Below are 16,165 nucleotides of genomic sequence, written 5' to 3'. Positions count from 1 at the left end.
ATGCTCGAAACGGAGAAGCTCGGAAAGACGTACCCGACCGGCGACGAGGCGCTCAGCGACGTCTCCGTGCGGATCGACGGCCGCGAGGTCGTGGCGATGATCGGCCCGAGCGGGGCCGGCAAGAGCACGTTCGTCCGATGTGTCAACCGGCTGGTCGAGCCGACGACGGGAAGCATTCGCCTCGACGACACGGAGCTGACGGCGCTGGACGACGACGGGCTGCGGAACGCGCGCCGGAACATCGGCATGGTGTTCCAGGAGTACAACCTCGTCGAACGGCTCACCGTGATGGAGAACGTGCTCTCCGGGCGGCTTGGCTACGTCTCGAACTGGGCGGCGCTCCGGCGGAACTTCCCGCCGGACGACGTCGAGCGCGCCTACGAGCTGTTGGACCTCGTCGGGCTCGACGGCATGGAGGACAAGCGGGTCGACGAGCTCTCGGGCGGGCAGCGCCAGCGCGTCGGGATCGCGAGGGCGGTCGTCCAGGAGCCGAAGATCCTGCTTGCCGACGAGCCGACCTCGAGTCTCGACCCCGAGACCTCCCGCGACGTGATGGAGCTGCTCACCGACATCGCCGAGGACCGCGACGTCCCCGTGCTGATCAACATCCACGAGGTCGACCTCGCGGAGGCGTACGCGGACCGAATCCTCGGCCTCCACGCCGGCGAGCTCGTCTTCGACGGGCCGGCGAGCGACCTCACAGAGGAGTCGAAAGGCGTCATCTACCGCGGCGAGGAGCCGCCGGAGTCGGCCGCGACCGACCCGGACTGGCTGTCGGGAGCGGACGACGAGTCGAACTTGCGGAACGGGCAGAACGCCGGCTCCGACCGCCTGCCCGCGGAGGACTGACCCGTGGCGACCGAGTCGTCCTCGTCGGTCGGGTCGGCGGACGCGGCGGACCGGCGGACGTGGCGGCGTCCGACCGCGTTCCGGAGCCGTCGGGTCAAATGGCTGGTGTACGGCGTCGTGCTCGCGCTGGTCGCGTGGTCGGTCGCGAGCCTCCGGATCACGCCCGGCCGCTTCCTCTCCGGGATCGGGTACGGCTACGAGCTGATCGACTCGATGCTGCCGCCGGAGACCGGCCAGGAGAACCTCCTTCGGCTGGCGGACCGCATGATCGAAACGATCGCGATGGCGATGGTCGCCACCGTCGCCGGGATCGCGATGAGCCTCCCGGTGGCGTTCGGGGCGGCCGAGAACATCTCGCCGAAGCCGACCTACTACCTCAGCCGCGGTGTCATCAGCGCCTCGCGGGCGATCGACGGACTGATCGTCGCGATCGTCGCCGTCATCGCGCTCGGATTCGGCCCGCTCGCGGGGATCGTCGCGATCAGCTTCAAGACGATCGGCTTCTTCTCGAAGCTGTTCGCCGAGGACTTGGAGGACATCGACATGGGCGGCGTCGAGGCGGTCCAGGCCACCGGCGCCTCCCGGTTTCAGAGCCTCGTCTACGGAGTCGTCCCGCAGGTCGTTCCCCGCTTCGCCGGGCTCGCCGTGTACCGGTGGGACATCAACATCCGGTCGTCGACGATCGTCGGGATCGTCGGCGCCGGCGGGATCGGCGTCCTCCTCCAGCGGGCCTACCAACGGTACGAGTACGACTACGTGGCGGCGATCCTCCTCGCGATCATCGCCGTCGTGCTGGTCGCCGAGTTCGTGAGTGCGGTCGTCAGACGGAGGGTCCAGTGATGGCGGGGGCCGCGCGCGAGTGGAGCCGGTTCGACGCGAGAGAACGACTCTTCCGGATCGGTTCCGTCGTCGTCGCCGCCGCGGTGGTGGTCGCCTCGTGGGAGTGGCTGGACATCAGTCTCCAGTACGTAGCCACGGCTCCGACGCATCTCAGTGACCTCTTCGGGCGGATGGTCCCACCCGACTGGGGGTACCTGCCGAACGCCGTCGGCCCGCTGGCGGAGACGGTACAGATCGCGGTCGTCGGGACGATCGGTGCCGTCCTGATGGCCGCCCCCGTCGCCTACATCAGCGCCGAGAACACGACGCCGAACCGGACCACGTACGCGCTCGGGAAGCTCATCGTCACCGTCTCGCGGTCGGTCCACACGATCGTCTGGGCGCTGCTGTTCGTCGTGATGTTCGGGCCGGGTGCGCTCGCGGGCACGGTCGCGACCGCGGTCCGGTCGATCGGGTTCCTCGCGAAGCTCCTCGGCGAGGAGATCGAGGAGATCGACTTCGGGCAGATGGAAGGGGTCCGTGCGACCGGCGCGAGCCCCGCCCAGCTACTGATCTACGGGATCGTCCCGCAGATCAAGCCGGCGCTGGTGGGGCTCTCCGTGTACCGCTGGGACATCAACGTGCGGGCGGCGACGATCCTCGGATTCGTCGGGGCCGGCGGGATCGGCGTCCAGCTGTTCGAGGCGATCAACTCGTTCGCGTGGCAGACGGTGTCGGCGCTCCTCGTCGCCATCCTCGGCGTCGTGCTCGTCAGCGAAGGCGTGTCGGCGTACGCCCGACGGAAGGTGCGCTGAGAGGTTCGAAACGAACGATCCGGGACCGGAGACACACGATACATGACTACATACGACCCGAAACGGCGAACCGAACGGACGAGCGACGAGGTCGTCCTCTTCGACATGGACGGCGTGATCCTCGACGGACGGGGGACCGAGGCGGCGGTCCACGCCCGCGCCCTCGACGACGTGCTCGAGGAGCGCGACCTGGAGGTCGACGACGACCTTCGCGGGCCCCTCGCGACGTACGAGTACGACGACGCGTTCCGCGCCGCGTGCGGACGGATCGGCGTCGATCCCGCGGAGTTCTTCCACGCGCGCGAGGAGCGCAGCGCGAAGCGGACGGTCTCCCGGCTGGCGGCCGGCGTCCGGACGCTGTGTCCCGACGTCGACGCGCTCTCCGACATCGCGGAACGCGCGACCGTCGGGCTGGTGAGCAACAACTACCACCCGACCGTCGAGTTCGTCGTCGACCACTTCCGGCTGACCGAGTTCGGGTACGTCCGCGGCCGCGACCTCGGTCCCGAGGGGTTCGAGCGCCGGAAGCCGGACCCGTACTACCTGAACGAGACGCTCGACGCGCTCGACGCCTCCGGCGGACTCTACGTCGGCGACCGCGCCACCGACGTGGTCGCCGCGGAGCGGGCGGGTCTCGAGGGCGTCTTCCTCCGGCGCGAGCACAACGCCTCGCTGGATCTCGGCGTGGAGCCGACCGCCGAGATCGGGAGCCTCCACGAGCTCGCCGACCTCCTCGCGCCCGCCGGGATAGCGGACGGCGAACGTACTCGATAACGAGCGCGTCCCCGGCAGAAACGGTTATCCCCCGCAGCGACGTCTCGAAGGCATGATACCCTCGCTGACCGGGGCGTTCGAGGGGTTCACGGCGGTCGAGGCGACGGTCGCGGTGCTCCTGATCTCCGTCGTCGCCGCCGTGGGCATGGAGTTCGTCGTCCTCCGCGTCGCCCGCCGGTACGTCGCGACCACGGACGGCGAGTACGACGACATCGTCATCGGCTCGCTGCGCGCGCCGCTCGTCGTCACCGCCGCGCTGGCCGGCGTGTACGTGCTCACGCAGGTGCCCGCGGTCCGGGCGTCGGTCGTCGTCGACCCGGGGCTGCTCGACGATCTCTTCGGCCGGCCGTCGCTGTCGGTCGTGATCCTCGTCTGGGCGTACGCCGCCAACGCGGTCGTGAACCGGCTCGTCGCTGCGGTCAACGCGGAGGAGAACCGATTCGACTTCGCGCCCGTCTTCTCGAACGTCTGGAGCCTCGCCGTCCTCGTCGGGAGCGTCGGGTCGCTGCTGTGGCTGTGGGGGATCGAGATCACCCCGCTTCTGGGCGCGGCCGGGGTCGCCGGCATCGCCGTCGGATTCGCCGCGAAGGACACCGTCGCGAACTTCTTCGGCGGGATCGCGCTCTACTTCGACGACACCTACAAGATCGGCGACTACATCGTCCTCGACGACGGCACCGCGGGCACCGTGATCAAGGTCGGCGTCCGCTCGACGACGCTTCTCACCCGCGACGAGGTGATGGTGACCGTTCCCAACGCCGCGCTCAACGCGGCGAAGGTGACGAACGAGTCCGCGCCGCAGCGCCGCCGCCGCGTTCGGGTCCCGATCGGCGTCGCCTACGGCACCGACGTCGACGCCTTCGAGGCGCTCGCGATCGACGTCGCCCTGGCGGAGCCGCTGGTCCTCGATTCCCCGAAGCCGCGGGCTCGGCTCCGCTCGTTCGGCGACTCGGCGCTCCAGTACGAGCTGCTCTGTTGGGTCAAGGGCCCGACCCGCCGCCGCCGCGCCCAACACGAGATCAACCGCGCGCTGTACAAGGGGCTCTCCGACGCGGGCATCGAGATCCCGTACCCGAAACGCGACGTGACGATCGGTGGCGGCCGCGACCTCGATGTAGCCCGTCCCGACGCGCCCCGTCCCGCGACCGCCGACGGACCGGTCTCCGACGGCGAGGACGCGGACTGACGCCGCTCCCGACCGTCTCCGGATCGGTCCGGTTCCGGGGAATATATATTGCTATTGAGAGATACGGTCGTCTGTGAGGTCACGGGAGCGCTCGACCGGGATACGGACCGGTACGTATCACACATAGCAGGGTACATGATCGTCGGTTCGGTACCGCACGACATGGTACCCGTACTTGATCGGGGTCGAGAGCAGGGCGGATCGATGAACGCGACCGACGCTGGCTCGGAATGACCGGTAGAACCGAGCCGTACGAACGGAAGATCCAGCTCACCGGAGGGACGACGTACACGGTCTCGCTCCCGAAGCGCTGGGCGAACGACCGTTCGCTCGACACCGGCGACACCCTCCAGTTGTATCCGAGAGGCGATCGGCTGCTCCTCGCCCCGCCGTCAACGGAGAGGGGAGAACGGACGGTGTCGCTGTCGGCGGCGCGGCACGACCCGGCCGGGATCGGCCGGCTCGTCGCCGCCGCGTACGTCGCCGGCGCCGACGTCGTCCGTGTCGACGGCTCCCCGGATCGCGCGGAGCGGGCGGCCGTCCGCGACGCGGTTGCCGGCCTCGTCGGGATCGAGATCGCGACGGAGACGGCGGAGGCGGTGGTCGCGCGGACGATGCTCGACGTCGCGGACCTCCCGCCGACGCGGACGCTGGAGCGGATGGCGGACCGTACCCTGACGATGCACGAGGAGGCCGTCGCGGCCGCGCTCGCCGGCGACGGCGACGACGGGCGCCGGGTGCGCGACCAGGACGACGACGTGGACCGACTGTTCGGCCTCCTCTCGCGCGAGTTCCAGCGGTCCCTCGTCGAGATCCCGGCGGACGGCGACGGGGGACTCACCCCGTTCGACCACTACGCCGTCGCCAGGCAGCTGGAGCGGGTCGCGGACCACGCGACGAAGATCGCCGAGGCCGCCGGGGCGATCGCGGAGCCGCCCGCGGGCCCGGTCGCAGCTGATCTCGACCGACTCGCGACCGACGCGCGGGCGGCCGTCGAGCGGGCGTTCTCGGAGGCGATCGGAGAGTGCGACCCGCGAGCGCTCGGCGCGACGGTCGCCGACGCCGAGGACCTCCTCGAGGAGGCGAAGCGGGTCGACCGGGAGCTGTACGAGCGGGACCTCGCGGACGGGTACGTGCTCGCGACGGTCCTCGACAGCATCACGCGGACCGTCGAGTACGGCGTCAACGTCGCCGAGGTCGGTCTCCGTGCGGCCCTGCGGGACGATCCGAGCGGCGCGACCGCGGGATCGGCGTGACCGGCGGATCGACGCGACCAGCGAGTCGCCGCTCCGCGTCTGCCTCCGGGTGCCTGTCGAGAGATCATGACAAGGATTCACACCGCCAGGGTTTTCATCCTGCGACGGGTACTCCGTCACATGAGCACCGAATCGGTTCAGGGAGGCGGTAACGACCCGGCCATAGAGGTGACGCCGGAGGCCGCCGAGGAGGCGCTCTCGCTACTGGAGGGCGAAGAGCTCGACACCGACGAGGCGGGGCTCCGACTGTTCGTTCAGCAGGGCGGCTGTGCGGGGCTCTCCTACGGAATGCGCTTCGACACCGAGCCGGAGCCGGACGACCTCGTGGTCGAGCACCACGGGCTGCGGGTGTTCGTCGACCCCGCCAGCCGGAACTACATCGGCGGGAGCAAACTCGACTACGAGAGCGGCCTCCAGGCGGCCGGCTTCCACGTGGAGAACCCGAACGTCGTCTCCGAGTGCGGCTGCGGGGAGTCGTTCCGGACCTGAGTTTCGGCGGTCCCGAGCCGTGTCTCGCTTCTTAAGTCGCTCGACCGAGTACCGTGCGGTATGGAACTCGACGCGTCGACGACCGCGGACGGCGAGCGGGTGTACATCGATCGAGCGCGCGCCGAACGCGGGGCCGAGGGACCCTTCTACTTCGTCTACGCGGACGCGGACGCCGCCGACCGGTGGGGCTTCGCGTGCGGGAACTGCGGCTCGCTCGACACCGCGATGGACACGATGGGGCGGATCCAGTGTACCGACTGCGGCAACCTCCGCAAGCCCGACGAGTGGGACGCCGCTCACGAGTGAGTCGCGGGGAGCCGGCGTGTGCGGGTCGAACGCGGCGGTGTACGATCTCGAGATCCGTGAGAAAGTTTATCACGGATCCCGATCAACGGTCGAGTAGATGGCCACTGCGAGCATTCCACCGACGACGGAGGCCAGAGACGTCTTTCGTGAGCTCGGATACAGCGTCTCCGAGGGCGGACGCGAGTTCGTCGCGGAGCGGAAGTGGCGACGCGTCCTCGTCACGGCGCTGTGTATGGAGGACGACGATCTGGGTCCGTATCTCGCGGACGGTGGGGAGACGCCGCGGCTCCGTTGTTTCGTCACGTGGCGGAGGAACGCCGACGACCTCCAGGAGCGGCTCACGTCGCTGAAGCCCCCTTACGACTGGGCGGTGATCGGCGTCGACCCCGACGGCGACGACTTCTCCGTGATGGAGGGCGCACCGGGGAGCCCCTGAACGGAGCCGGCGGTCGGGCGATCGACCCGCGATCCGCGGGCGGTTTTATAACGCCGTGCGATCAATCAGCACGCATGGTGTTCAAGAAGATCACGCTGATCGGAACGAGCGAGGAGAGCTTCGACGCCGCCGCCGACGAGGCGATCGACCGGGCCGAGGACACCCTCGAGAACGTCTACTGGGCCGAGGTGAAGGAGTTCGGCGTGGAGATCAAGAACGCGCCGAGCCGGGAGTACCAGGCCGAAGTCGAGGTGGCCTTCGAACTCGAGGACTAAGCCGAGAACTCGTACAGCTCGTCGCCGACGTGGTGGATCGAGGAGACGACCTTCCCGCTTTCACCGGCCATCTCGTCGCCGTCGACCATCGCGCGGCCGACCGCGAGCACCTTCCCGTGGGTCTCCTCCGCGATCACGACGAGGTCGCCCTCGCGGATCGCCGCGTCCGCCTCGACGATCCCCGGCCGCATCACGTCCGCGCCGTCGGAGACGAACGAGATCGCGCCCGCGTCGACGGTGACGACGCCCGTCTCCGGTTCGTAGTCGTTCGCGCCCCGGACGGTGAGGAACGGCTCGTCGTCGTCGACGTAGAAGACCGCCGGGTCGCCGTCGACGAGCACCAACTCGTAGTTCGCGTCGACGAACTCGACGAACTCGAACGTCTCGCCGTCGATGTCGACGCCGAGGTGGTCGGCGACCGCCTCGCGGATCGCCGTGATGTCGTCGCTCCGGAGGTGGTGGCGGGATTTCACCTGCATGCCCGTCCGATCGGGCGGGCGGGCGATAAAGGACCCGTTCCGCGTTCCGGGTCGACGACGTCGACGCCGAGCGCCGGTTCGCGGGGTGAATTCCCGGAGCGTTGGCCCGATCAAAACGGTATTAAACCACCTCTCCATAGTCGTCGGTATGCTTGACCCACTGCCGATCGCGCTCGCAGCGATCGCGACGCTGACGGTCGTTCTCGTCAGTACGGTGAAGGGAACGGGGTGGGAGCCCACGGAGGACGTCTCCGACGAGATCGTCGAACGGCGCGCCAGCTCCCTCCCGGATCCCGGCTTCCCCGAGCCCGGCAACCGCGCGATCGGCGCGGGCGGCGGTGGCGGCGGCGCGATCCCGGCGGGCGGCGAGGGCGGCGAGGGCGAACTCGAGGAGGGCGGCTCGGCGAGCGCCGGACCCGGCGACATCCCCGAAGACGAAATCGAGTACTTCGAGGTCGAGTTCGCGAAGCAGGGCGAGACGGTCGAACTCGCGAACAACGAGCCGATCCTCGACCAGGGCGAAGAGCAGGGGTGGGACCTCCCGTACGCCTGCCGGCAGGGACAGTGCGTCTCGTGTGCCGGGCACATCACGGACGGTCCCTCCGAGGACTTCGTCGAACACGACAACCAACAGATGCTCGACGAGAACGAGCTCGGGGACGGCTACACGCTCACCTGCGTCGCGTACCCCCGAGACTCCTTCACCATCGAGACCGGCGAGGCCCCCTGACTCCCGGCGACGATCCCCGACCTCCCCCGGCGACGACCCGCTCGCGACATCCTTTTTTCCGTCTCCGCCATACTCGCTCCATGTCACTGGCAGCCGCCGCCGGCGGGATCCTCCTCGCGCTCGCGGCCGCGGTCGTCCGTCGAGACGCGAGGCGGATCGGCGTCGAGACGGGAACGCCGGCGCTGTGGGCCGGTCTCGTCCTGTTCACCGGGGGAACGGGAGCGGCCACGGCGCTTCTCGTCCCCGACGCGCCCATCCCGGGCGTCCTGGTGGTGGTCGCGTTGGGGCCGCTCTTGTACCTCCTCGAGCGCGACGACTCGCTTCACGGCGACGACGACCCGGACCCGACGCGGCTTCCGAGCGCGGCGGCGGACGGGTCCCCGTCGGCCGAGGGGGAGGCCGCGCGGACGGGCGCCGGCGACGAAGCCGGCGAAACCGACGACGAGGAAGTCCCTCCGGCGACGAGCCGAGACGAGTGACGCCGAGAAGAGGACTCCACGCGAGTCTCCGGTCATCGACGGTGACGTAGTTGGTTTCGACGGTGCGATCGACTCTCAAACCGCAACCTTCCAAAGGTTCGGGCGCGAAGGGGAGGTAATGAGCGACGAGAGCCTCGCGGACCGGATCGAGACGTGGATGGTCGGCCAGATGCCGATCATCCAGATGCACGGCGGGACGAGCGTCGTGCGCGAGGCCGACCCGGAGACCGGCGAGGTCGTCGTCGAACTCGGCGGCGGCTGTGCGGGCTGTGGCGTCTCGAACGTCACCGCCGAGAACATCCGGCGGGACCTCATCACCGACTTCGAGGAAGTGACCGACGTCACGGTTCGCGTCCCCTCCTCCGGCGACCAGGGAGCCTCGACCGTCGAAGGGGGCCGCGGCGGGGAGCTTCGCCACGAGACGGACGCCTCGAACCACTTCTGAGCGCGACGGACCCGCTCCGAGGCCGAGCAGCCGGTCGTCTCCCGCTACAGCGCGTTCTCCAGCGCCGAGGCCACGCTCCGGGCCTTCTCGGCGAGTTCCTCGGGCGCGTCGCCGGCCGCGACGGACCGGTCGAGGACGTCGTCGTCGACGCGCTCGATCGTCCCGTCGGGGTGCTTGATCACGTCGACGTGGAGGTCGACGTACCGGGCGGCGTCCGGGAAGACCTCGACGGGAGTACAGACGTTGACGTAGGTCCCCTTCACCGTCCCGTCGGACCCGCGGTAGGTGGTGGGGTACCACCATCGACCCTCCTTGAGGCTCGTCGCCGCGACGTCGCCGGCCTCCCGGCGGGTACCGAGCCCGTCGTAGTCCCCGCCCGGCGTCATCTCCCGCTCGACGGTCAGCGACCCGTCGTCGTCGACGGCGGTCACCGTTCCCTCGCCGAGGGTGATCAGCCGACCGTCGGGCTTTCCGTGTTCGAGTCGGAGTCGGTCGCCCTCGGCGGGGCCGAAGGAGCCGCGAACGGCGGCGAGGGGGAAGTCGGCGTCGGGGGCCGGATCGCAGAGCGCCTCCGCGAAGTCGACGCCCGCGGACGCCGACGCGGAACCGGCCTTGATCCGGTGGTGGCCCGGCATCGTCGAGGTGACTTCCCGGCGGATCGCGTCGAGCGCGAAGCGCGACTCGCGGCCGAACCAGACCCACGCGCCGGTCTTCGGGCGAGCCGTCGGCGCGGTTCGCATCGCGGAGGAGTCCGCGAGAAGGCCGAGTCCGTCGGTATCGAGACCGTCGGCGGAGGCGGGATCGTCGTCATCGTCGTCTGATCCGTCCGACCCCGTGAGTCGCTCGGCGTCGGCGACGGCCCGTTCCAGTCCCGTCTCGAGCGCGTCCATGTCGGCATCGAGCGCGGCGGGTCCCCAGACCGCGCGCCACCCCTCCGGCGGCTCGATCCCGAGGAGGTCGGTCATCCCCGCCAACTCGCGGGCCGCCTCGTCGTCCCGGACGTCGACGCGAGTCCCCGATCCGGGTTCCAGCGTGACGAGGCCGTTCCCGACCCGTAGTTCCGTGTCCAGTTCCGGCCGGTGTGATACCCAGGGCGCGGCGGAGTTCACCACCTGCGCTCGCACGCGGTCGCCCGGCTCGATCCGGGCGTCGACGTTCGCGTACGGAAGGTATCCCTCGGCGGAGTCGCTCGGGGCGGTCCGGCCGCCCGCGGCGTCGGGATCGTCGGGATCGACCGCGAGATCCAGGACCGCGCCGCCGCCGAGCGTTTCGGTGACCTCGCCGTCGAGGACGGCGCCGACCGGCGTCGGGTCGGTCCACGCGAGGGTGTCGATCCCGACGTCGGCGAGCAGGTCTCGAAGCGTCTCGACCGCGTCGAGGTCGCCTGCGACGCCGACGCCCTGGCGGTCGTCGGTAGTGGAGACGGTCACGTCCGGCGGGGCGGCGGGGAACGTCGCGTCGAAGCGTCGGCGGATCGGCGGCGAGGCGTCGACGACGTCGTGGTCGGCCTCGAGCAGGAGCCTCGTCAGCGCGGTGGTGTAGATCCCGCGGACGCGCACGTTCACGGCGCCACACCTCGGTTCGATCGCATCTCGCCTCCGCTCCCGCGTCCTCCATCGACGTCCATGCCGAAGCGTTTCGGCCGCGATCGCTTGAACCTCCGGTGTTCGGCGAGTCGGACGACCGCGGCGACGCGAGCGCGAACGACGGAACCCGTCGTCGCGACAACACTGACCGCCACGGCGACCGCTTAAGTCGGAACGGGGCCAATCCGCCCGCATGGACTCACGGTCGGATCCCGTGGAGCGGGGCGACGACGAGGACCGCGACCTCTACGACGTCGCCACGTGGGAGGAGCGGACCTCCCTCGACGGGCTCTCGGTCGCGCTGTACTGGCTTCTCACCCGCTCTGCGAAGGCGCTCGTCGTACTCCTGGCCGGGATCATCCTCCTCAGCATCTTCGCCTCCTTCGGTGCGGGACTCCTCTTCGACCTGACGATGGCGGCGCTTCTCGCGCTGTCCGCAGTCCCCGCGTTCGGCCTCGCAGCGTACGTGTACGTCTCAGACGTCACGACCGGCGAGCCCCTCTCGCTTCTGGTCGCGACGTTCCTTCTGTCCGTACTGACCGCGACGTTCGCGGCGGTCCTCAACGGCGCGGCCCGCCCGCTCTTCGAACCGCTCGGTTTCCTCGGGACCGTCCTCTTCTTCTTCGTCATCGTCGGTCCGATAGAGGAGACGGTGAAGCTGCTCGCGGTGCGGCTGTACGCGTACACCGACGAGCGGTTCGACGCCGTGATCGACGGCGCGGTGTACGGCGCGATCGCCGGACTCGGCTTCGCCGTGATCGAGAACCTGCTGTACATCGCGCGAACGGTCGACATCACGGAGCTCTCGCTCGGCCTCGCGGCGCTCGGGGCCGGAGACGGGATCGCCGCGTTGCGCGCGCTCGCCGGTCCCGGCCACGTCGTCTACTCGGCGTTCGCGGGGTACTACCTCGGGCTCGCGAAGTTCAACCCCGAGAACCGCGGACCGATAGTGATCAAGGGGCTCGTGATCGCGGCGACGATCCACGCGCTGTACAACACGCTCGTGGGGCCGGTGACGGCGATCGCCTCGGGGCTGTTCGGCCTCCCGCAGGTCCTCGCGCTGTTCGGGTTCGTCGTCGTCTTCCAGGGCGCGTTCGGCTACGTCCTCCTCCGGAAGATATGGCGGTATCGGGACGTGTACCTCGAGACGCGCGATGAGAGGACGAGCGGTGCGACGGGCGACGGACGCGGTCCGGAGGCGACTCCCGAGCGCGACGAGTTCGAGGAGTAGCCGACCGGTTGACTACGGTGGCGGTCCGACTACGGCGGCGAGTCGACCCGTGAGCGGTCGCCGGTACCGCCGGTGAGCGCGCTCGCGAGCGCGCCCTTGACGACGACGTCGTCGCCGAGTTCGGTGAGCCGGATCTCGGGGACGTTGATGAACACCATGTCCGCGAGCTTCTCGCGGACCGGGTCGAGGACGCGATCGGGGTTGTTGAGCGCGACCGCGCCGCCGACGCTGACGACGAGGGGCGCGTACGCGTGGATCACGTTCGCGATCCCCATCGCGTTCCAGTGGGCGAGCTGGTCTATCACGTGGTCGGCGAAGGTGTCCTCTCCGGCGGCCTCGAAGACGTCGATCGCGGAGAAGTCGGGGTCCTCGATCGGGAGGGCGGTCTCGATGGGATCCTCCTCGTGGAGCTCGCGGGCGTACTTCGGGATGTTGTTGCCCGAGCAGTACCCCTCCCAGTGGCCGTCGAGGCCGCACCCGCAGGTCATGAACCCGTGCGGATCGACGGTCATGTGCCCGACTTCGCCCGCGTTGCCGTCCCACCCGGAGAGGACGTTTCCGTCGACGGCCACGCCCGCGCCGATCCCCGAGGAGACGGTGAGATACACCATGTCGTCGGGGTTGCGCTCGGAGTGGAACCGCTCGCCGATCACGCCCGCGTTGGTGTCGTTGTGGAGGTGGACCTCCTCGGTGTCGAGCAGCCGCGAGACCGGACCGACGAGCGGGATCCGCTCGACGGTGTCCGGGAGGTTCGCCGGGTTCAACACGACCCCGGCCGCGAGGTCGAGCGGCCCGATGGAGCCGATCCCGGCGGCGACGGCCTCGCTCGGGTCGATGTCCGCCTCCGCGCACGCGTTTCGGACGACGCTCAACACCGCCTCGGTGACGGCGATGCCGGTCGGACCGCGGGGGGTCCCGCGCGCGTCGGATCCGAGCACGGTCGCCGTCTCGTCGCCGACGACCGCGCGGACGTTCGTCGCGCCGAGGTCGACGCCCACGTAGTAAGCCATCGGCGGAAAGAGGTCTCCGTTACCACTTAATCGGGACGGTTCCGTCGGTGTCGTGTCGCTCGCGGACGCTCCGCGTCGCGAGAGGTGAAAAGGGGAGTACTGAGACCGATATCAGGGCGCGACGCGTCGCGTCGACTCCACCGGCTCCTCGCGCACGAACGTCGCGGGGCACGGCGCGGAGAGGATCACTTCCTGTGCGACGCTGCCGAAGACCGCCTTGCCGGTCGGCGAACGGTGTCGACCGCCGACGACGACGCGGTCGGCGTCGGTCCCCTCGGCCAGCGCGACGATCTCGTCGGCGTGGTCGCCGACCGCACCGCGGACCGTGTGGTCCACGCCCGCCTCCGAGAGCGCCTTCGAGATGGCTCTCGTGGTGGTGTGACGCTTCGCGACCGCGTCCGGAGTCGATTCCTCGCTCTCGACGTCGACGCCGAGGTTCGACCGGACCTCGGCGAACTCGTCGTCGTCGAACACGTGCGCGAGGACGACCGTGGCCCCGGTGGGCTTCGCGACGCTCGCCGCCTCCGCGGCGAGCCGCTCGGTTCGCTTCTCGTCCTCGGTTCCGACCGCTAACAGTATCGTCTCGATGCTCATACCTCCCGTTCGCACCCGGAGTGTTTAAAACTGCTGATTTTTAACTCAGTATCGAATTAATGTTCATGATGTGTGGAGCGAGCGCGAGCGGCTTCGAGGGCGAGAGAAATCGATCCGGGCGGGAAGACGCACCGCGGCGGCCGCGTCGCTGGAGGACGGACGATCGACGGCGTGAACGAGAAGAGGAGGCGGCGGTCGGTCGCGTCAGTAGTCGGGGGCGTCGTCCTCGACCTCGCGTTTCAGCGAGTCGCGTCGGGACTTGGCGTCGCGACCGGTGGCCTCGAGCAGGAAGGAGTTCTTCGCGTCGACCGCGTCGGCGGCGGCGTCCGCGTTTCCTTCGGCGATGACGTCCTCGGCCGGACGCTCCTCGAAGTGGACCGCGAGCTTGTCCTTCTTGCCGCTGTACTCGGCCGCGCCGGCGACGATCCGCTCGAAGACGGGATTGTCGGGGTCTTCGACCACGTACAGTTCGTGGCCGTCGTACTCCTCGGTTCCGGTGACTTCACCGAAGTACTCCTCGATGGAGGCTTCGAGATCCGGCATGCGCTCGTCGAGATGCTCGCCGCGGCGCATCTTGTACTGCTTCATGCTGCGACCGTTCGACAGGGTCGCGTAAACCAGTTTCGTCACGGAGAATCGGCTTCAAACGGAGGGTTCAAGGCTCGAACCGCCGACGAAGGGGACGAGAAAAACGGAGCAGGGGTCGACTCGACTACCGCGACCGCTCCGCGACGTAGCCGCGTTTACACTCCGGACAGATGTCGCCAGCACGCATCGAACTCCCGGTCGATTCGACCGTCATCCCGCACTCGGGGCAGTAGTACTCGGTCGGAGTCCCTCCCGAATCCATGGTCTCGAACTCGGGGGCGTCCTCGCGGGTGATCCCCGAACCGGGGCCGTCCTTCCACGCGTCGGGAGCGGCCGCATCGGAGTCGTCGACGGCGGCCCCTCCGGCGGCGGAGTCCGTCGACGGACCGTCGACGGGTTCGACGTACTCCGCGTTCGCGGACTCCGCCGTCGATTCGGCGGTTTCGGGCGTGAGGCCACCGAATTCGACGCCGCTGTCGCCGTCATCGCCGATCTCGGCGTCGAACCCTTCGTCGTCACCCCGCTGTTCGGGCCAAGGAGAGGCCTCGAACGTCGAACCGTCGTCTTCCTCCTCCATCTCCGGCCACTCACCGCGATCCCGATCGTCCGCGGTATCCGCGTCGTCCTCCTCGAGGATCACGCCGTCGTCGGCGGCGTCGGCGTTGACGTCGGCGTCACCGCTCGCCGGACCGTCGTCGGCCCGTCCCTCATCGGCGGCCCCGGACGCGGTCGAGTCGTCGACCACGCCGTCATCCGGTCCCTCGTCGATCAGTTCCGCCCCCTCGTCGTCCGCCACCGCGCCGCCTTCGGCGTCGGTCACCGTACCGCCTTCGACGTCCGGTGCCTCGACCGCGTCGTCGTCGCCGGTGGCGTTGCCGTCAGCGGTCGAGTGACCGTCGGGGTCGGCGTCGAGTATCTCCGCGTCGTCGCCGTCGGGGTCCGCGACGTCGACGCCCGCACCGCCGTAGTCGATGTCGGGGCTCCGGTCCGCACCGCCGGAGTCGGACGGCGGCGGCGTGGGTGTCCCGCGGTCGTCGGACGTCGTCGCCGAACCCCCCGTATCGGTCGGTTCGCTCGGCGAGGCGTTGCCGGTCGTCGCCTGGTCGGTGAGCTGTTCCATGGTCGTGACCTCGGTGTTCTCGCTGACGACCTGCGTCTCGCCGCAGCGAGCGCAGGTCTTCACCTCCCTGACGGTCGTGACGACTTCCTCGCCGTCCTCCTCGCGCTCGCGCTCTATTTCGGGCTCCGAGAAGTCGTGCCCGAGCAGACACCTGATTCCCATTACACCACCCTGCGGTGCCGAGGGTAAAAAACGCCCCGTCGGCGTCCGACGCCCGGCACACACCGATTCGAGACGACCGTCGGTACGATTCGAGACACACCAGCACCTTTGAGGCCTCGACACGTACGGTACCATACGTCATGCCGACCGTGTACTACCAGGGAGAGGAGATCGAGTGCGAGGAGGGCGCCGTGTTGCGCGACGTGTTGAAGGAGGCCGGACTGTCGGTGTACAACGGCAGGTCAAAGCAGTTCAACTGCCGTGGAACCGGGTCGTGTGGGACCTGCGCGGTTCAAGTCGACGGCGAGGTCAGCGAGCCGGGCCGCAAGGAGAAGGCTCGACTGTGGCTCCCGCCACACCACCCCAGCCACGACGTTCGGCTCGCGTGTCAGATCCGCGTCGAGGGCGACGTGGAGGTGACGAAGGGCCGGGGGCTCTGGGGCCAACACGTGTGACGAGGTCTAAGCGGCGACGGGACCGCTCGTCGCCGTCGCTACGCGGTCGATAACAGCCCGCGACGGACGTGAGTCCGCACC

21 protein-coding genes are annotated in these 16,165 nt (G+C 69.4%); 15 read left to right on the top strand and 6 right to left on the bottom strand.

What is annotated here, in order from left to right:
• From phnC to FN829_RS06460, 10 genes are all read left to right on the top strand, one after another.
• Positions 1 to 849, top strand: a complete 849-nt coding sequence (gene phnC / locus FN829_RS06505; protein ID WP_142986184.1) for a phosphonate ABC transporter ATP-binding protein — start codon at positions 1 to 3, stop codon at positions 847 to 849.
• 3 nt (positions 850 to 852) lie between these two features.
• A complete protein-coding gene (phnE, locus tag FN829_RS06500; protein WP_142986183.1) occupies positions 853 to 1,689 on the top strand; it encodes a phosphonate ABC transporter, permease protein PhnE in 837 nt (278 codons plus the stop codon).
• Entirely contained in the window at positions 1,689 to 2,483 is a 795-nt protein-coding gene (phnE, locus tag FN829_RS06495; protein WP_142986182.1) for a phosphonate ABC transporter, permease protein PhnE, read from the top strand. Before phnE (FN829_RS06500) ends, phnE (FN829_RS06495) begins: the two co-directional genes overlap by 1 nt.
• 42 nt (positions 2,484 to 2,525) lie before the next feature.
• A complete protein-coding gene (locus tag FN829_RS06490) occupies positions 2,526 to 3,257 on the top strand; it encodes an HAD family hydrolase (RefSeq protein ID WP_142986181.1) in 732 nt (243 codons plus the stop codon).
• 52 nt (positions 3,258 to 3,309) lie between these two features.
• Complete coding sequence (locus FN829_RS06485; protein WP_142986180.1) at positions 3,310 to 4,443, top strand: mechanosensitive ion channel family protein; 1,134 nt, start codon at positions 3,310 to 3,312, stop codon at positions 4,441 to 4,443.
• 230 nt (positions 4,444 to 4,673) lie between these two features.
• Positions 4,674 to 5,699: an AbrB/MazE/SpoVT family DNA-binding domain-containing protein gene (locus FN829_RS06480; RefSeq protein WP_142986179.1), complete on the top strand. Its 1,026-nt coding sequence runs from the start codon at positions 4,674 to 4,676 to the stop codon at positions 5,697 to 5,699.
• Between the two features lie 120 nt (positions 5,700 to 5,819).
• On the top strand, positions 5,820 to 6,188 hold the full coding sequence (locus FN829_RS06475; protein WP_142986178.1) for a HesB/IscA family protein: 369 nt from the start codon (positions 5,820 to 5,822) through the stop codon (positions 6,186 to 6,188).
• Between the two features lie 60 nt (positions 6,189 to 6,248).
• The gene (locus tag FN829_RS06470; RefSeq protein WP_142986177.1) at positions 6,249 to 6,494 is read left to right on the top strand and encodes a DUF5816 domain-containing protein; all 246 of its coding nucleotides are present in this window, start codon (positions 6,249 to 6,251) and stop codon (positions 6,492 to 6,494) included.
• A 97-nt stretch (positions 6,495 to 6,591) separates the two neighbouring features.
• Positions 6,592 to 6,930 carry a DUF7116 family protein gene (locus FN829_RS06465; RefSeq protein ID WP_142986176.1) on the top strand — a complete coding sequence of 113 codons (339 nt, stop codon included), beginning with the start codon at positions 6,592 to 6,594 and terminating at the stop codon, positions 6,928 to 6,930.
• A 74-nt stretch (positions 6,931 to 7,004) separates the two neighbouring features.
• Positions 7,005 to 7,205, top strand: a complete 201-nt coding sequence (locus FN829_RS06460; protein ID WP_142986175.1) for a dodecin — start codon at positions 7,005 to 7,007, stop codon at positions 7,203 to 7,205.
• Here FN829_RS06460 and FN829_RS06455 read toward each other — a convergent pair.
• Complete coding sequence (locus FN829_RS06455) at positions 7,202 to 7,684, bottom strand: RNA-binding protein (protein ID WP_142986174.1); 483 nt, start codon at positions 7,682 to 7,684, stop codon at positions 7,202 to 7,204. The genes FN829_RS06460 and FN829_RS06455 overlap by 4 nt on opposite strands.
• Positions 7,685 to 7,832: 148 nt before the next feature.
• Between FN829_RS06455 and FN829_RS06450 the strand changes: the two genes are divergently transcribed.
• The 3 genes from FN829_RS06450 (at position 7,833) to FN829_RS06440 (ending at position 9,338) form a co-directional block, all read left to right on the top strand.
• Complete coding sequence (locus tag FN829_RS06450) at positions 7,833 to 8,414, top strand: 2Fe-2S iron-sulfur cluster-binding protein (protein WP_221929825.1); 582 nt, start codon at positions 7,833 to 7,835, stop codon at positions 8,412 to 8,414.
• A gap of 80 nt (positions 8,415 to 8,494) precedes the next feature.
• The gene (locus tag FN829_RS06445) at positions 8,495 to 8,893 is read left to right on the top strand and encodes a hypothetical protein (protein ID WP_246066462.1); all 399 of its coding nucleotides are present in this window, start codon (positions 8,495 to 8,497) and stop codon (positions 8,891 to 8,893) included.
• Positions 8,894 to 9,011: 118 nt separating this feature from the next.
• Positions 9,012 to 9,338, top strand: coding sequence for a NifU family protein (locus tag FN829_RS06440; RefSeq protein ID WP_142986172.1), 327 nt, complete (start codon positions 9,012 to 9,014; stop codon positions 9,336 to 9,338).
• Between the two features lie 44 nt (positions 9,339 to 9,382).
• Here FN829_RS06440 and FN829_RS06435 read toward each other — a convergent pair whose 3' ends face one another.
• Complete coding sequence (locus FN829_RS06435) at positions 9,383 to 10,903, bottom strand: DUF402 domain-containing protein (protein WP_246066461.1); 1,521 nt, start codon at positions 10,901 to 10,903, stop codon at positions 9,383 to 9,385.
• Positions 10,904 to 11,117: 214 nt separating this feature from the next.
• On the opposite strand from FN829_RS06435, the gene FN829_RS06430 reads away from it, so the two are divergent.
• Positions 11,118 to 12,155: a PrsW family intramembrane metalloprotease gene (locus FN829_RS06430; RefSeq protein WP_142986170.1), complete on the top strand. Its 1,038-nt coding sequence runs from the start codon at positions 11,118 to 11,120 to the stop codon at positions 12,153 to 12,155.
• Between the two features lie 29 nt (positions 12,156 to 12,184).
• Here the strand turns inward: FN829_RS06430 and FN829_RS06425 are convergent, their stop codons facing one another.
• The 4 genes from FN829_RS06425 to FN829_RS06410 form a co-directional block, all read right to left on the bottom strand.
• A complete protein-coding gene (locus FN829_RS06425; protein WP_142986169.1) occupies positions 12,185 to 13,165 on the bottom strand; it encodes an ROK family protein in 981 nt (326 codons plus the stop codon).
• Positions 13,166 to 13,276: 111 nt separating this feature from the next.
• Entirely contained in the window at positions 13,277 to 13,759 is a 483-nt protein-coding gene (locus FN829_RS06420; protein ID WP_142986168.1) for a universal stress protein, read from the bottom strand.
• A 204-nt stretch (positions 13,760 to 13,963) separates the two neighbouring features.
• A complete protein-coding gene (locus FN829_RS06415; protein WP_142986167.1) occupies positions 13,964 to 14,347 on the bottom strand; it encodes a DUF5611 family protein in 384 nt (127 codons plus the stop codon).
• Positions 14,348 to 14,471: 124 nt separating this feature from the next.
• Complete coding sequence (locus FN829_RS06410) at positions 14,472 to 15,629, bottom strand: DUF7093 family protein (protein WP_142986166.1); 1,158 nt, start codon at positions 15,627 to 15,629, stop codon at positions 14,472 to 14,474.
• Positions 15,630 to 15,769: 140 nt separating this feature from the next.
• Between FN829_RS06410 and FN829_RS06405 the strand changes: the two genes are divergently transcribed.
• Positions 15,770 to 16,084 (top strand): 2Fe-2S iron-sulfur cluster-binding protein, encoded by a 315-nt coding sequence (locus FN829_RS06405; RefSeq protein WP_142986165.1) that lies wholly within the window; start codon positions 15,770 to 15,772, stop codon positions 16,082 to 16,084.
• The last annotated feature ends 81 nt before the right edge of the window (positions 16,085 to 16,165 follow it).

The organism is Halorubrum cibi (assembly GCF_900182635.1).
GTDB classification, from domain to species: Archaea; Halobacteriota; Halobacteria; order Halobacteriales; family Haloferacaceae; genus Halorubrum; species Halorubrum cibi.
Note: the sequence above shows the minus strand (reverse complement) of the source record. Positions and strands in the feature narration are given on the sequence as shown.

Excerpts from the sequence above, each read along its gene's own strand:
- phnE (WP_142986182.1), top strand. The coding sequence starts at position 1,689 with ATGGCGGGGGCCGCGCGCGAGTGGAGCCGGTTCGACGCGAGAGAACGA.
- FN829_RS06450 (WP_221929825.1), top strand. The coding sequence starts at position 7,833 with ATGCTTGACCCACTGCCGATCGCGCTCGCAGCGATCGCGACGCTGACG.
- FN829_RS06420 (WP_142986168.1), bottom strand. The coding sequence starts at position 13,759 with ATGAGCATCGAGACGATACTGTTAGCGGTCGGAACCGAGGACGAGAAG.
- FN829_RS06490 (WP_142986181.1), top strand. The coding sequence starts at position 2,526 with ATGACTACATACGACCCGAAACGGCGAACCGAACGGACGAGCGACGAG.
- FN829_RS06480 (WP_142986179.1), top strand. The coding sequence starts at position 4,674 with ATGACCGGTAGAACCGAGCCGTACGAACGGAAGATCCAGCTCACCGGA.
- FN829_RS06410 (WP_142986166.1), bottom strand. The coding sequence starts at position 15,629 with ATGGGAATCAGGTGTCTGCTCGGGCACGACTTCTCGGAGCCCGAAATA.
- FN829_RS06415 (WP_142986167.1), bottom strand. The coding sequence starts at position 14,347 with ATGAAGCAGTACAAGATGCGCCGCGGCGAGCATCTCGACGAGCGCATG.
- FN829_RS06485 (WP_142986180.1), top strand. The coding sequence starts at position 3,310 with ATGATACCCTCGCTGACCGGGGCGTTCGAGGGGTTCACGGCGGTCGAG.
- FN829_RS06405 (WP_142986165.1), top strand. The coding sequence starts at position 15,770 with ATGCCGACCGTGTACTACCAGGGAGAGGAGATCGAGTGCGAGGAGGGC.
- FN829_RS06470 (WP_142986177.1), top strand. The coding sequence starts at position 6,249 with ATGGAACTCGACGCGTCGACGACCGCGGACGGCGAGCGGGTGTACATC.
- FN829_RS06460 (WP_142986175.1), top strand. The coding sequence starts at position 7,005 with ATGGTGTTCAAGAAGATCACGCTGATCGGAACGAGCGAGGAGAGCTTC.
- FN829_RS06465 (WP_142986176.1), top strand. The coding sequence starts at position 6,592 with ATGGCCACTGCGAGCATTCCACCGACGACGGAGGCCAGAGACGTCTTT.
- FN829_RS06445 (WP_246066462.1), top strand. The coding sequence starts at position 8,495 with ATGTCACTGGCAGCCGCCGCCGGCGGGATCCTCCTCGCGCTCGCGGCC.
- FN829_RS06455 (WP_142986174.1), bottom strand. The coding sequence starts at position 7,684 with ATGCAGGTGAAATCCCGCCACCACCTCCGGAGCGACGACATCACGGCG.
- FN829_RS06425 (WP_142986169.1), bottom strand. The coding sequence starts at position 13,165 with ATGGCTTACTACGTGGGCGTCGACCTCGGCGCGACGAACGTCCGCGCG.
- FN829_RS06430 (WP_142986170.1), top strand. The coding sequence starts at position 11,118 with ATGGACTCACGGTCGGATCCCGTGGAGCGGGGCGACGACGAGGACCGC.
- FN829_RS06475 (WP_142986178.1), top strand. The coding sequence starts at position 5,820 with ATGAGCACCGAATCGGTTCAGGGAGGCGGTAACGACCCGGCCATAGAG.
- phnC (WP_142986184.1), top strand. The coding sequence starts at position 1 with ATGCTCGAAACGGAGAAGCTCGGAAAGACGTACCCGACCGGCGACGAG.
- FN829_RS06440 (WP_142986172.1), top strand. The coding sequence starts at position 9,012 with ATGAGCGACGAGAGCCTCGCGGACCGGATCGAGACGTGGATGGTCGGC.